Source organism: Mucilaginibacter sp. CAU 1740 (assembly GCF_039839285.1).
Classification (GTDB): domain Bacteria; phylum Bacteroidota; class Bacteroidia; order Sphingobacteriales; family Sphingobacteriaceae; genus Mucilaginibacter.
This window is the reverse complement of the sequence record NZ_JBDOQS010000001.1, coordinates 789,061-802,066: the sequence shown is the minus strand read 5'-3', so window position 1 is coordinate 802,066 and position 13,006 is coordinate 789,061. Positions and strand designations below refer to the sequence as shown.

Below are 13,006 nucleotides of genomic sequence, written 5' to 3'. Positions count from 1 at the left end.
ATCTCTAAAAAAATTAAATAAACTGATCGGCCCCTTTTTCGCGAATACAGAACACAGCCATCTGGCTCAATGCACCAACCGCCGGGTCTGATTCTCCTATCGGTTTAAATATTACATCGTAATTGTGCTTAAGGGCTACATCGCTTGCCCATGCTTCAAATTGTTTGCGTGTCCACTCAAAGCGGTGGTCGGCATGGCGCATTTTGCCGCCCTCTAAATTTTCAAACTTTACGTTGTACTCGGCATTGGGCGTGGTAACAACCACTACTTCGGGCCGGGCGTATTCAAAAACGGAGAGTTCCAGGGCGGCAAGCCGTGGTTGATCAAGGTGTTCAATCACTTCAACCAGTGCCGCGCCATCAAAACCTTCCAGTCGTTTATCGCGGTAGGTAAGCGAACCCTGGATCAGTTGCACCCGCTCACGCTGCTTTTCGGGCAGGCGATCAAGTTTTAACCGCTCCTGCGCTATTTCAAGCGAGCGATAGCTTACATCCATCCCCAATAAAAACTCAAATTGCTTTTCGGCCATCAACAGTTTCATGAGCTTGCCTTCACCGCAACCTAAGTCGGCCACACGTTTTGCCCCGGCGGCTAATAGTTCATCGCGGGCAGCAAGCAGGCGAAGATCGTGGATGCGGGGTTTTGGTTCGGCAGTTTCGATAGTGTTATCTTCCGCTGTAGTTTCTCCGGTCTCATCTTCCAGCTCTACCCTACTCACCAAAACCTCAAAAGCTTTATTGGCCAGCGCACGTTGATTTTTTAGATAACGGCGAACAATAAGTTCTTTAGCCGGATGTGTTTCAAGCCAGTCTTTCCCTTTATCAAGCAGTTTTTCGATCTCATCCCTGGCGATCCAATAATGCTTATCATTATCACAAACAGGGATCAGTACATATAAATGCGATAGCAGTTGTTGCAGCGTGATCGTATTGCTTAACTCCACAGTAAAATAACGGCTCATGCCCCAATCAGGAAAAGCGGGATCGAGCGGATGCTGTGTTGCGGTAATGGCGTAGCCCAATGGCTCGAACAGCGTTTTAAGCAATTGCTCGCCGCCACGCACGGGCAGTACCGAAAGTTTTACCACAAAAGGCATGGCAACGTCAACCAGCTCGGGCTTGTCTTTACAACGGCCATTCAATGCCGATGAATAGGCTTTGGCGATAGCCGCGCTCATGAAGGAGCTGCACACGTAAGGCCTATCATTCACATACTGTTCGAGCGCGAAATCATTGCCTTTAGGGCCTACATTTCTTACCAATCCCACCGGGTCGAGATCAAGCAGCAGTGCCGCGGTGCATTGCTGCGCACTTACTTCCGGATAAAAAATATGCGCCTTACCGGCCGATAACTCCACCTGCTGGATCCTGCCCGGATGCTTATGCAGCAAAAAACTCAGGTCATCTGCCGGGGTATGTGTTGTGGTTATAGTGAGTAACATGATGGGTATAAATTATTTTTTGCCGGGATAGGCTATTTTTTTAATAGCTATCCCGGCAATGATACAAAAGTGGGACGGCGCTGCGCAGTGTATTTGCGCAGATAAAAATATTTTAAGATATCACGAATTATTTGCCCTTCACTTTTCTGAAGGAGTAATTGTAGTATCAAGAATATCCTCATAAGTGGCATACCAGCAATTACGTCCAAACAATGAAAACGAATAGCGGGCAATTTCTTCATAAGTTTTCAAGTGTCCGGGTATTGTATGTGGCATAACCGTTTTGCCTGCCAATGTTGATATCAGGAAATGCACATTATTAATAGCGATAAGCGATTCGCTTTCGTTGTCATCGCGCGTTTCAAACTCAACTTTATGGATGATCAGTTTATCATCACTGTAGTTTACAAAGGCCTTGTAAGCTACAACGCTGGTCCAGCTTCTCACAAAATAAATAATATCATCCCATATATAAATGTCCCACTTATCTTCCATCTCGCTTGCCTTATAACAAATCCCTTCAAGTCGCTTACCATTATGGGGATAAGTTAGTTGTGCATTAACTGAAATCGCGCCTTTAAACTCAAAGCCCTTATACTCCTCTCCGGTAATTTTTCTATTAGTTATAAAACGCTCAGCAGTTTTCCAGTCATTTGTAGTGGATATCATATATTGAGTATAGGGGCGAATATCTAATATCCGTTTATTTAAGGGATTACCATCACCTGGGTCATACCACTTAAAATTTAACGATGGGTCATTACTCTGATCCGCCGGCATGGTTCGGATGGCTTTTCTGAATAAGCTAAACATAAAAATGTGATAAGTTTTTTCGAAAATAAGGCAAATAGATCAGGCTTAGCGTTTCCTTTATTAAATAAATATCGCTTTATATGTCAATGTTTATATTATTTCAAACAAAAACCTATCTTTGCCCTAATTCTTGATTTATTAACCTTTTAAATATCAAGGAATCATGACAGAGCAACGCTACATATCGCCCCTTTCGCTCATTGCCTAATAAGGCAGGCAAACACTGTATTTTACTATTTTAATAATTGCAAGGCTGTATGTTATGCCTGTAAATATTTTGCCTGTCGCCATTATTGGGTTTCCTGAGCGCTTTTAACAAGGGTATATCCTCATCTCCGGGGACGAACGGAAACCAACAATCAATTCAAAAAAAATTAATGCATTGCGAAAAACGCGTGTGAAGGGCTGCGCCATAAACATTGGTGCCGGTTTACATCGCGTTAGCAAAATTTAAAAACAGATCCGGCAGGGTTTAGAACAAGTAATAGCATACAAAAGAAACCAAGGGCGAAAACAGCCGCACAGGTTACTCACCCGGTCTACGCTACGCTGGACCACCCTCTCTATCCTGCGGATAAAGAGGGTAGGGAAAATAAAGAAATCAAAAGCCCCCTCTTTACGCACAGCGTAGAGAGGGGTGACGAGCGAAGCGAAGTCGGGGTGAGTAAACGTTAGCTTAATTGCCCGAAATGTTTTTTACGAAGCTATTACTATAGACCAACCCGGAATAAAAAAAATACAACCCGATATGGGCAATTTAAGAACAAAAGATCTAAGTAAAATAGGTTATCATAATGATCAGCTGCGAAGCCTGGTTATTGGTATAGCCTCAAAAAACTTTAAACACCACAGCAAGCAGCAACTGCTTGACCTGCTGGTTCAAATAAAAAACAATCCGGAAGCATTTCTGGATGATGAACTTACCGCGAAAATAGCGCAGAAAGTAATTGGCAAGATAGATGGCCCTGCATTTAAAGCTTTTGAGCTGCGCGATGAGCCTGTGTTTTGCAAAACTTATGGCGGTAAAGGCATCGAAACATCGGCCAAAAAACAAATGGAACTGGCCAATCTGCTACCTGTAAGTGTACAGGGGGCATTGATGCCCGATGCACATATGGGTTTCGGTCTGCCTATTGGCGGCGTACTGGCTACTGATAACGCGGTGATCCCTTATGCAGTAGGCATGGATATTGGCTGCCGGATGGCACTTTCTATTATTGATGAAAGCGATGGCTTTTTGAAACGTTTCGACTATCAAATTAAACAGGCTTTGAAAAACCACACCCATTTTGGTATGGAAGGCGGATTGGATATAAGACAGGAACATGAGGTGCTGGATAGTCGGTTATTTAATGAGATGCCGTTTTTAAAACCATTGCAAAGTAAGGCGGTGCGGCAGCTGGGCACATCAGGCAGCGGTAACCACTTTGTTGAATTTGGCGAAATAGAACTTTTGGCCGAAAACACTTTAGGTTTACCTGCTAAAAAGTACGTGGCATTGTTAAGCCACTCGGGCAGCCGCGGATTAGGCTCGGCCATTGCAAGGCATTTTACACAGATTGCCATGAACACCTGCAAACTGCCACGCCATGCCCAGCAATTAGCCTGGCTCGATCTCGATACCGAAGCCGGACAAGAATACTGGCTCGCCATGACCCTGGCCGGCGATTATGCCAAAGCATGCCACGAACGCATCCACGCCAACCTATTAAAGGCTTTGGGTTTACAGGCTTTACACCGTTGAAAACCATCACAATTTTGCATGGAAGGATACCTTTGCCGATGGTAAAGAAGTGATAGTTCATCGCAAAGGGGCAACGCCCGCGCACAAAGACGAGCTGGGCATTATTCCCGGCAGTATGACCACACCGGCTTACCTGGTAACAGGTAAGGGTGTGGGTGACGCCCTGCATTCGGCATCGCATGGCGCAGGCCGGGCCATGAGCAGGCAAAAGGCTAAGGATAGCATGACGGTTTCGGCTATGAAAAAGTTGTTGAGCGGCGCGGGGGTTACGCTGATCGGCGGTACGGTTGAAGAGAACCCTTTGGCTTATAAGGACATCGAAACAGTGATTGCCGCCCAGCACGAGTTGGTTGATATTCAAGGCAAGTTTTTTCCACGGATCGTACGAATGAATAAGGAGTAGTAATGAAAAAGATGATGATCCAAATTACATCGGGCAAAGGCCCGGCAGAGTGCTGCCGGGTTGTAGCCTGTGTACAAAGCCTGATGATGAAACAGGCCAAAAAGCAAAACATCAACTTACAGGTGCTGGAAAATAAACCCGGCGAGTTGAATGGCACATTACTATCTGCCACCATGATGGCCGAAGGCGATAACCTTGACGCTTTTATTACCGAATGGGCAGGCACCATTCAATGGATAGCGCAAAGCCCTTATCGCAAATACCACAAACGCAAAAACTGGTTTGTAGGCGTAGCTGCTTTTGATGTAAAAGAGCTGATGCAATGGAACCCAAAAGATGTGAAGCTGGAAACCTGCCGCGCATCTGGCCCAGGAGGACAAAACGTTAATAAGGTTGAAACCGCTGTTAGGGGGACGCATTTGCCATCCGGCTTACAGGTAATGGCGATGGATACGCGATCTCAATTAGAAAATAAAAAGCTGTGCCTTGCCCGGTTGGAGGCTAAAATAATGGTTTGGCAAACCGAGCAATTGATGACGCAACAGCAAAGCCAGTGGCAGGAACATAATATGTTGGAGCGGGGGAACCCGGTTAAAACTATTAAGGCGGAGTTGTATTAGACTTTGCAGATCAGACTTACGAAGTTTTTGAAACTTCGTAAGTCTTTTTTAATCATCGTTTACCTGTCAAATCTCTAATTCTCCCTAAGCTTCCAAACTTCGTAAGCTTGGATTTTACAATCGTGTTATTTAGCCGGTAAACAATTGGAGTTTTGTTTGGCTTTGGCTAATAAAGGATCGGCCGAATTTTGGGTTATTTCCTGGCAGGTTATTTTATTTACATAACCGGCCTGGGTGCTTACTACGCTAACATAATTAACTTTACCTTCAACCACAGTTATGGTTAGCGGTTCCGATTTTTTCCCAGTCGAGATGCCTCCGCTCGATACGCTGACAGTATGCGTACCAACAGCAAGATCATGTACTGAAAACGATTTGTTTTTTAATTTACAAATTAACTGATCATCAACATACAGTCTGTAATTGATGGCAGAACCTGTATATCCAGTTACGCGGATCAGGTAAACCTGCCCTGTTTTGTCTTGGGCGAAAGTGCTAATCGAACCAATTAGCATAAGTGTTAAAAAAGCCAGCAGTTTGATCGTTTTCATAAGTGTAAAGTTTTATAGGTACTTGAATTATAATACAATATAGCTTTTTTAATTTCACCATATCACAGAACACTCAATTAAAAAAATCGCTAAATCAAGCTATTTGAACGGTCAAATTACCAACATCCTAATTCAAAATCCTATACTCGTTAGGCGCATACCCCACGCATTGCTTAAACAACCTGCTAAAATGTTGCGGGTATTTAAAGCCAAGTTCATAGGCTATCTGGCTTACCGATTTGCTGCTATCAAAGATCTTTTCTTTTGCCACATCGATCACTTTAGCCTGGATGAGTTCGTGTGCCGATTTGCCGGTTTCTTTCTTTACCAGATCGCCGAAGTAATTGGCTGAGATATTGAATTGCTCGGCGCAGTAGGCTACTGAGGGCAGACCGATGGTTTGTGGTTTATCCGATTGAAAATATTCGTTAAGCAGGGTTTCAAATTTTTCGAGGATGCCTTTGTGTACGTTATCCCGGGTGATGAACTGGCGCTCGTAAAAGCGCTGACAGTAATCCAAAAATAACTCGATATTGGTTGCTATCAGTTTTTTGCTGTGCTTATCAATAGGCTGCTCCAGTTCAAATTGAATTTTGGCGAGGCAATCTAAAATGATCTGCCTTTCGCGCAGGGATAAATGCAATGCTTCATTTACGTTATAACTAAAAAAGGTATAGTTGTGGATATTGCGCCCGAGGGATGTACCCTTGATCATATCCGGATGAAAAACCACGCCATGCCCTTTGGGTTGGAAAAGCTCGCCCTGATTTTCAACATGCACTACCTGGCCTGGCGAAAAGAATACCAGTGTGCCTTCCTGGTAATCGTAATAGTTTTTTCCATATTTCAGATCGCCGCAAACCACATCTTTTAAGTGCACTACATAAATACCGTAATACCTGTGTAAAGCCTTCCTGCGCCTCGCTTTCGAAAAATCAATAACGCTTACTAAGGGGTGCAGGGTTTCCTGGTTGTTAAAGTTGTTGTAATCAACTACGTTATCAAATCTTAGCATCTCATCTTCCATGGCTTTCCTTTTTTGTTGATCAAATTTACATCAATATCCACCGTTTTGTGCAGGCTGGATACCCAACCTGTAAAAATGGTTGGTAATACCGTAATTGGTATAAAGCCCGCCATAAATTTAGTTTACACCTTTGTGCTGTTGCTTTGTTATTATCAACGGCAACACATCATCAACAATAATTTATTGATATTATGAAATACAGAAAATTAGGAAAAAGCGACCTTGAAGTTTCAGCGTTAGGTTTGGGTTGCATGGGATTAAGCTTTGGCTTAGGTCCGGCCATTGATACCCAGGATGCCATTAAATTGATCCGCGCGGCGTTTGAACGCGGTGTTACTTTTTTTGATACTGCCGAAGCCTACGGTCCATACGTTAATGAAGAAGTGGTTGGCGAGGCTTTAGCCCCATTCCGCGACCAGGCGGTGATCGCTACTAAATTCGGCTTTAAAAATGGTAAACCTACAGATGGCCTTGATAGCCGCCCCGAAAATATCAAAGCGCACGTTGAAGCCGCCCTTAAACGCTTAAAAACCGACCGTATCGATCTGCTTTACCAACACCGTGTTGACCCCAACGTACCTATTGAGGATGTTGCCGGTACGGTTAAGGAACTGGTTGCGGCAGGAAAAGTGAAACATTTCGGCATGTCGGAAGCTGGTGCGGAAACCATCCGTAAAGCCCATGCTGTACAGCCGGTAGCAGCACTTCAAAGCGAATATTCTTTATTTTGGAGAGAGCCGGAAGCGGAGATCCTGCCAACACTCGAAGAGCTGGGAATTGGTTTCGTGCCGTTCAGTCCGCTGGGCAAAGGTTTTTTAACGGGTGCTATCAATGCCGATACTAAATTTGATGCCAGCGATTTCCGCAATATAGTTCCCCGTTTTACACCCGAGGCCCGTACAGCCAATCAAGTTTTAGTTGACCTGTTGACTGATATCGGCACTCAAAAAAATGCAAGTCCGGCTCAGGTTGCTTTGGCATGGTTGCTGGCCCAAAAGCCTTGGATAGTGCCTATTCCGGGTACAACCAAATTGCACCGTTTGGAGGAAAACCTGGGTGCTATTGACCTTGAACTAACCGCTGATGATCTGAAACAAATTGAAGAAGCCGCGGCGAAGATCACCATTACCGGCGACCGTTATCCGGCGCAGATGCAGAAAATGGTGAATAGGTAGGCTTTTATCGTCTAAAACAATAGCAACCTCCTCCCCGTCATAGAAAATGGCAGGGAGGAGGTTTTGTAATTATCCATAGTATCATTTTAAACAATTTGTCATCCTGAGGTACGAAGGATCTTCTTCAACAAGCCGGGCCGCTATACAGGGCGAAGAAGATACTTCGCTATCGCTCAGCATGACAATTGTTTTTATAACTTCAACCCAAATCCAACCGGGTGGATAAGATCACCTTCCGCTCGGCCAGTAAAGGCACTACCTTGCCTATCACAACATCCTGAAAATGCGCGGATGCCCTGTGGGTAGCTACCGCTGCTTCATCTACATAAGCCTCGGCCAATATCAGCGTATTAGGCTCGGTATTACTTTGGTGGATATTGTAAAACAGGTTACCTTCTTCGGCGGTGCTTTTCTGTGTTACTTCGGTGAGCAGGTTGAGTACAGTATCCAACTCGCCTTCTTTTACCTGCCATTTGGCAAATACATAAACCGGTTTCTGTTCCATTGTTTTAAGCTTTAGCGTTTTCTAAAATTGCTACTATTTTTTCGCCAACACCTTTGGCAGAAGCCGGGTTTTGACCGGTTACCAATTTGCCATCAGTAATACTATTGGCCGACCATGGCGCAGCTGCATGAAATATTGCCCCTTGTGCAGTCAAGGCTGTTTGCAGATCAAAAGGTACATCAGCCCTTGCGTAATTATCTTCTTCTTCGGTAGTAAAGGAAGCGATATTTTTATCATTTACGATGTACGATCCGTTGCTCAATTTTACATTAAGCAGTGATACCGGACCATGACAAACAGCACCTACCACGGCATCGCGTTCATAAGTTTCAGCAATTACTTTTTTAAGCAGTGGGGCTTCGGGCATATCAACCATTGGGGCCAAACCGCCGGGAACAAATATCGCGTCGTAAGTGCTAACATCAACATCTGATAGCTTAACTGCCTTTTGCATATCGGCCCAGCCTTTACCGGTTAAAAATTTAAGGTTATCAGGATCATCGGCAAGGTTAAGGGCGTCCAGGTATGGGGTATCGCCTGATAGACTGGCAAAATCAACCTGGTAGCCGGCTTTATCAAATTCGGCATAAGGGTGCGCTACTTCAGGTAAAAAAGTACCTGTCCTTCTGTTGTGTGGGCCGATGGCGTTAGCGTTTGATACGATGATTAAAATATTCTTTTTCATGATCTCTAAATTTTAAAATGTGTTTGTTTTGTTTTGACATTTCAAAGTTCCGAAATCAAGCCCCCTCCATGCGAGGAGGCAAATCACTAAAAAAGTGTGAGGCAAATCACACTTTTTTATTTAGAGTATAAGCGGCTAAGGGTTTCGCGGCTTAAACCGAGATACTCCGCAATATATTTTTTAGGGATCCTTTGCATTAGCTGTGGGTATAAGCGTCCAAATTCTTCATACCGTTGTTGCGGGTTACCAGCCAGTAAAGAGATAATGCGCCGCTGCTGGGCTATATAACCATTGGTGAGTTTCACCCTGAAAAAGTGTTCCATCTTATGCAGATCGGCCGAGAGGGTTTCCCTGCCGTTAAGTGTTGTACACAGCACTTCGGCATCTTCCATACATACAATATGCAGGGTGGCGGGTTTCTGGTTAAAATAAGCCTGGTAATCGGCCATCCACCAGTTTTCGCCAGCAAACTGAACTATGTGCTCCTTTCCGTCGCTATCCAAATAAAACATCCTGAAAATGCCGGAGAGGATGAGGTATTCAAATTTGGCTTCATCACCTTCCTGTATCAGGTATTGGTGTTTTTTAACCCTGCGATGGGTGAAAAAAGTTTTCACATGTTCAAACTCCTCATTGGTGATGGGGGTAACTTCTTCAATGTGGGTTCTTAGTTTATCCATAGGGTATAGCTGCGAATAAAAATAGACAAAAGATTGATTATAGATCACAGTATAATTTAAACGCGCCCGTCAGCAGGAGAGCTTTATTAAAGCCTATTTAAACTAAGGCCGTCATTGCGAGATACGAAGCAACCTCCAAGAGGCAGAGGAGCCAAACAAATTCGCCCTGTACAGTTGGGGATTGCTTCGTACCTCGCAATGACGCTTGTAGATGTAACGGTTTATTTAATCGCTTAAACATCTTTTTACGAAATGAGAATCATTATTTATCTCCATAAACAATAACCACCGGCGGCTCCACCCACTTCGTGATCTTATCCGTAGTTAAAACATTCATATTCTCATTAGTGCCCCCAACTTCCCCACAATATTTGCTGAATACTACTTTGCCTATTTTATGGTGCCGTACCACATACGAGCATAAAATGCAGGGTTCAACGTTGGAGTATAGTGTTGCGCCTTCGCAGCTTTCATTTTTCTGTAGTGCATCTAAAATGGCAACTACTTCGGCGTGGCGGGTAACATCTTTAAGCTGGCGGCTTTTTTCGTAGCCTTCGCCGATGATCTGGCCATCGCGCACTACAACACTACCAACGGGGCTTTCGCCTTCCAGCATGGCCATCATGGCCAGTTCCAGGCAGCGATCCATAAAGGGTTTGTGTATATCTGTATCCATGGGTATTTATAAAATGTGCAAAATAGCAAAAGCCCGCCACGGTTTATTATTAAACGCGGCGGGCTTTTAGCGTATGTTGAAATTACTTGCCTAATTTTTTATCTAAAAAGTTCCTGATAGCATCTGCAATTTCATCGCCGCTGCTTTCGAGGGCGAAGTGGCCTGCATCATATAAATGATACTCGAGGTTTTCAACGTCTTTTTTGTAGGCTTCGGCACCGGCTACCGGGAATATGTAGTCGTTTTTACCGTAAACTATCAGCATCTCGGGATTGTAGGTGCGGAAGTATTCCTGCCATTGCGGGTACAGATCAACATTAGTGCGGTAATCATAAAACAGGTCGAGTTGGATCTGGCCGTTTTCGGGGCGTTCCAAATGACGCAGGTCAATTTCCCAATTATCCGGACTGATCACGCTGGCATCAGGCACGCCGTGGGTGTATTGCCATTTAAGGCCGTCGGCATTGTGGAAAGTGCGCAGGGTAGCTTCGGCTTCTTTGTTATTATGATCGGCCCAGTAGGCTTTGATCGGGTCCCAGAATGCTTCCAGGCCTTCGTCGTAAGCACAACCGTTTTGCACGATCAGGGTATCTATCCTTTCAGGATGTTTGGCAGCTATCCTCCATCCTACCGGTGCACCGTAATCCATCAGGTACAGGCTGTATTTTGTAACGTTAAGTTGGTTAAGCAGTTCTTCAACAATGTTAGCAAAGTTCTCGAAAGTGTAGGCAAAGTCAGCTATCGGCGGTTGTTCGCTGCGGCCATAGCCGGGATAATCGGGAGCTATTAAATGGTATTTATCAGATAACGAGCTGATGAGGTTGCGATACATATGCGATGAGCTTGGATAGCCGTGCAACAATACCAGGGTTGGGGCATCTTTAGGACCTGCTTCGCGATAAAAAATATTTACACCATTAATTTTAATGTAGTTGTGCTGTGTTTGAGTTTTCATGATATTTTTTGTTTTGTTTTATTTGATGATTTAAATTTACCGAACGTTCGGTAAATAACAATAACATATGATCATTATCGGTAATTAATACCACTCATTCGTTCATTAGTACCACTACAAAGCAAAAATCAGGAGGTTAATAGCGCCGGAATACGGTCTAAAGTATCTTCAAAATAACGTCTATCGCCGGTAGCCCCAGCCAAAACCAACGATCCCTGGATAGATAAATTGATTTGTCGCGCTTTTTCGGCGGCATCTTTTGGCGGCAGGCCAAGCTCGACCGCTATATTGGTGAACCCCTCGGCCAGTAGCTCGAAGCACCCACTTACAGTACCTTTAAAAGCTGCCGCATCTGTACCAACCGATAGCGTGCGCAACAGGCAATTATTTGCACCGCCGTTATATAATTGGTCAACTGCTTTGATGGCCCTGCTTAGTTTGGCTTCAGGTTTTAGCTCATTATTTAATGATAGATCAACAATATTGGACTGGATCCAGGCTTCAACAATTTTTAAAGCCTGCAATGCCATCCCCTTTTTACCATCCGGGAAGCGGTGGTATAAACTGGCTTTTTTTAAGCCGGTTGCCTGGGCAAGTAATTCCATCGAGGCACCGTCATAACCTAATTCGCTAAATAGTTCGAACAGTTTTTGGTCTACGTTTTCGGGATCAACTTTTTGGGCGCGCATGACTTAATATTTATTCAATTACAAATATACGGAACGTTCGGTAAATTATTTGTCAGTATATTTAATGTGGTTGAAAGTCTTACATAGCCCTGAAATTATAGATATAAGTTCGGAGATAAATTATTTGAAATCCTACGCCTAAGCTTTCAACTTTAGTTTATTTTTACGGCAAGGAACAACAATGAAACCAAAACTTATCACCAGCATTACATTATTAATGTTCATGCTCACCGTGGGCTGTGGGCAAAAACATCCTACACATGTTGCACAACATCAACCGGAAGCAGCACAAAAAGCAAAACCCCAAACCAATAAAACCCAACCTGCTGAATCATTTACCGACAGCCTAAACATAGGCCGGAAAGGTTTAAATAAAGTAAGGCTCGAACAGTTTCGAAAAGAACCGGATAGCACCTATGTTGTTATCCGGTTCTTTTCGAAACATGGTGATAAATGGATACTCAAAAATGAATTTCATCTTCCAAAAGATGGAATTACCGGCCCTGATCCCCTAATATCAGATTTTAATAATGACGGGCTGAAGGATTTCACCTTTATTTCGGCTATAGCGGCGCGTGGCGGTAATGAAATTCGTACGCTTTTTATTTACGATAAGAAAAATGATGATCTGGTACTTATTAAAAACTCCGATACCTTTCCAAATCTGAGTTACAATAAGGACTTAATTGTATAGAATCCCTCGGCCTTTCCGGATGTAACACCACTTCTTTTACCAATATTGAATCTGATAGTTTAAAAGAGTTTGCATGGGCCGAACAATGTGATAGTATAACTGTGTATGCTTATGACAAAAAGGGCAGAGAAAAGGTTATTTTAAAAAGAAGCATCAAAGCAGGTGACGACATGGTTTTTACAGACTATAACTTACTGAAGAAATACAGTAAGCGATAGATTTAACATTCATTACAATATTGTTTTTCAGAACCTGGGGTTAGCATCTTCTAAAGCATGTGGAATTTTTCGCGTGAAAAGGAATCCCACTCATCCCGAAAATCCGCACAAATCCCGGTTCAGGCAATAG

15 protein-coding genes are annotated in these 13,006 nt (G+C 43.8%); 5 read left to right on the top strand and 10 right to left on the bottom strand.

Features of this window, described 5'->3' with window-relative positions:
• Window positions 1–13: 13 nt before the first annotated feature.
• Together AAFN85_RS03690 and AAFN85_RS03685 are read right to left on the bottom strand one after the other, a co-directional pair.
• Complete coding sequence (locus AAFN85_RS03690) at window positions 14–1,441, bottom strand: 3' terminal RNA ribose 2'-O-methyltransferase Hen1 (RefSeq protein ID WP_347525605.1); 1,428 nt, start codon at window positions 1,439–1,441, stop codon at window positions 14–16.
• Window positions 1,442–1,579: 138 nt separating this feature from the next.
• Window positions 1,580–2,254: a hypothetical protein gene (locus AAFN85_RS03685; RefSeq protein WP_347525604.1), complete on the bottom strand. Its 675-nt coding sequence runs from the start codon at window positions 2,252–2,254 to the stop codon at window positions 1,580–1,582.
• Window positions 2,255–3,002: 748 nt separating this feature from the next.
• On the opposite strand from AAFN85_RS03685, the gene AAFN85_RS03680 reads away from it, so the two are divergent.
• Genes AAFN85_RS03680 through prfH form a run of 3 tightly spaced genes read left to right on the top strand, consistent with a single transcriptional unit; the run spans window position 3,003 to window position 5,021 of the window.
• On the top strand, window positions 3,003–3,998 hold the full coding sequence (locus tag AAFN85_RS03680; RefSeq protein WP_347525603.1) for an RtcB family protein: 996 nt from the start codon (window positions 3,003–3,005) through the stop codon (window positions 3,996–3,998).
• Window positions 3,999–4,047: 49 nt separating this feature from the next.
• A complete protein-coding gene (locus AAFN85_RS03675; RefSeq protein WP_347525602.1) occupies window positions 4,048–4,401 on the top strand; it encodes an RtcB family protein in 354 nt (117 codons plus the stop codon).
• A gap of 2 nt (window positions 4,402–4,403) precedes the next feature.
• Entirely contained in the window at window positions 4,404–5,021 is a 618-nt protein-coding gene (gene prfH, locus AAFN85_RS03670) for a peptide chain release factor H (protein WP_347525601.1), read from the top strand.
• Between the two features lie 125 nt (window positions 5,022–5,146).
• On the opposite strand, the gene AAFN85_RS03665 is transcribed toward prfH, so the two are convergent.
• Window positions 5,147–5,572 (bottom strand): DUF2846 domain-containing protein, encoded by a 426-nt coding sequence (locus tag AAFN85_RS03665; protein ID WP_347525600.1) that lies wholly within the window; start codon window positions 5,570–5,572, stop codon window positions 5,147–5,149.
• 127 nt (window positions 5,573–5,699) lie between these two features.
• A complete protein-coding gene (locus AAFN85_RS03660; RefSeq protein WP_347525599.1) occupies window positions 5,700–6,599 on the bottom strand; it encodes a helix-turn-helix domain-containing protein in 900 nt (299 codons plus the stop codon).
• Between the two features lie 191 nt (window positions 6,600–6,790).
• Between AAFN85_RS03660 and AAFN85_RS03655 the strand changes: the two genes are divergently transcribed.
• Window positions 6,791–7,774 carry an aldo/keto reductase gene (locus AAFN85_RS03655; RefSeq protein ID WP_347525598.1) on the top strand — a complete coding sequence of 328 codons (984 nt, stop codon included), beginning with the start codon at window positions 6,791–6,793 and terminating at the stop codon, window positions 7,772–7,774.
• Between the two features lie 199 nt (window positions 7,775–7,973).
• Here the strand turns inward: AAFN85_RS03655 and AAFN85_RS03650 are convergent, their stop codons facing one another.
• The 6 genes from AAFN85_RS03650 to AAFN85_RS03625 all read right to left on the bottom strand — a co-directional run bounded on the left by AAFN85_RS03650 (window position 7,974) and on the right by AAFN85_RS03625 (window position 11,964).
• A complete protein-coding gene (locus tag AAFN85_RS03650; protein ID WP_347525597.1) occupies window positions 7,974–8,279 on the bottom strand; it encodes a putative quinol monooxygenase in 306 nt (101 codons plus the stop codon).
• 4 nt (window positions 8,280–8,283) lie between these two features.
• The gene (locus AAFN85_RS03645; protein WP_347525596.1) at window positions 8,284–8,964 is read right to left on the bottom strand and encodes a type 1 glutamine amidotransferase domain-containing protein; all 681 of its coding nucleotides are present in this window, start codon (window positions 8,962–8,964) and stop codon (window positions 8,284–8,286) included.
• A 116-nt stretch (window positions 8,965–9,080) separates the two neighbouring features.
• Window positions 9,081–9,644 carry a Crp/Fnr family transcriptional regulator gene (locus AAFN85_RS03640; RefSeq protein WP_347525595.1) on the bottom strand — a complete coding sequence of 188 codons (564 nt, stop codon included), beginning with the start codon at window positions 9,642–9,644 and terminating at the stop codon, window positions 9,081–9,083.
• Between the two features lie 262 nt (window positions 9,645–9,906).
• Complete coding sequence (locus tag AAFN85_RS03635) at window positions 9,907–10,320, bottom strand: nucleoside deaminase (RefSeq protein WP_347525594.1); 414 nt, start codon at window positions 10,318–10,320, stop codon at window positions 9,907–9,909.
• 82 nt (window positions 10,321–10,402) lie between these two features.
• Window positions 10,403–11,275 (bottom strand): alpha/beta hydrolase, encoded by an 873-nt coding sequence (locus AAFN85_RS03630; protein WP_347525593.1) that lies wholly within the window; start codon window positions 11,273–11,275, stop codon window positions 10,403–10,405.
• A 128-nt stretch (window positions 11,276–11,403) separates the two neighbouring features.
• Window positions 11,404–11,964 (bottom strand): TetR/AcrR family transcriptional regulator, encoded by a 561-nt coding sequence (locus AAFN85_RS03625; protein ID WP_347525592.1) that lies wholly within the window; start codon window positions 11,962–11,964, stop codon window positions 11,404–11,406.
• A gap of 181 nt (window positions 11,965–12,145) precedes the next feature.
• On the opposite strand from AAFN85_RS03625, the gene AAFN85_RS03620 reads away from it, so the two are divergent.
• The gene (locus AAFN85_RS03620) at window positions 12,146–12,658 is read left to right on the top strand and encodes a hypothetical protein (protein ID WP_347525591.1); all 513 of its coding nucleotides are present in this window, start codon (window positions 12,146–12,148) and stop codon (window positions 12,656–12,658) included.
• The last annotated feature ends 348 nt before the right edge of the window (window positions 12,659–13,006 follow it).

Bases quoted from the DNA above. Each gene is read 5' to 3' on its own strand.
- AAFN85_RS03650 (WP_347525597.1), bottom strand. From the start codon at position 8,279: ATGGAACAGAAACCGGTTTATGTATTTGCCAAATGGCAGGTAAAAGAA.
- AAFN85_RS03685 (WP_347525604.1), bottom strand. From the start codon at position 2,254: ATGTTTAGCTTATTCAGAAAAGCCATCCGAACCATGCCGGCGGATCAG.
- AAFN85_RS03665 (WP_347525600.1), bottom strand. From the start codon at position 5,572: ATGAAAACGATCAAACTGCTGGCTTTTTTAACACTTATGCTAATTGGT.
- AAFN85_RS03660 (WP_347525599.1), bottom strand. From the start codon at position 6,599: ATGGAAGATGAGATGCTAAGATTTGATAACGTAGTTGATTACAACAAC.
- AAFN85_RS03680 (WP_347525603.1), top strand. From the start codon at position 3,003: ATGGGCAATTTAAGAACAAAAGATCTAAGTAAAATAGGTTATCATAAT.
- AAFN85_RS03625 (WP_347525592.1), bottom strand. From the start codon at position 11,964: ATGCGCGCCCAAAAAGTTGATCCCGAAAACGTAGACCAAAAACTGTTC.
- AAFN85_RS03690 (WP_347525605.1), bottom strand. From the start codon at position 1,441: ATGTTACTCACTATAACCACAACACATACCCCGGCAGATGACCTGAGT.
- AAFN85_RS03620 (WP_347525591.1), top strand. From the start codon at position 12,146: ATGAAACCAAAACTTATCACCAGCATTACATTATTAATGTTCATGCTC.
- AAFN85_RS03655 (WP_347525598.1), top strand. From the start codon at position 6,791: ATGAAATACAGAAAATTAGGAAAAAGCGACCTTGAAGTTTCAGCGTTA.
- AAFN85_RS03645 (WP_347525596.1), bottom strand. From the start codon at position 8,964: ATGAAAAAGAATATTTTAATCATCGTATCAAACGCTAACGCCATCGGC.
- AAFN85_RS03635 (WP_347525594.1), bottom strand. From the start codon at position 10,320: ATGGATACAGATATACACAAACCCTTTATGGATCGCTGCCTGGAACTG.
- AAFN85_RS03640 (WP_347525595.1), bottom strand. From the start codon at position 9,644: ATGGATAAACTAAGAACCCACATTGAAGAAGTTACCCCCATCACCAAT.
- AAFN85_RS03630 (WP_347525593.1), bottom strand. From the start codon at position 11,275: ATGAAAACTCAAACACAGCACAACTACATTAAAATTAATGGTGTAAAT.
- prfH (WP_347525601.1), top strand. From the start codon at position 4,404: ATGAAAAAGATGATGATCCAAATTACATCGGGCAAAGGCCCGGCAGAG.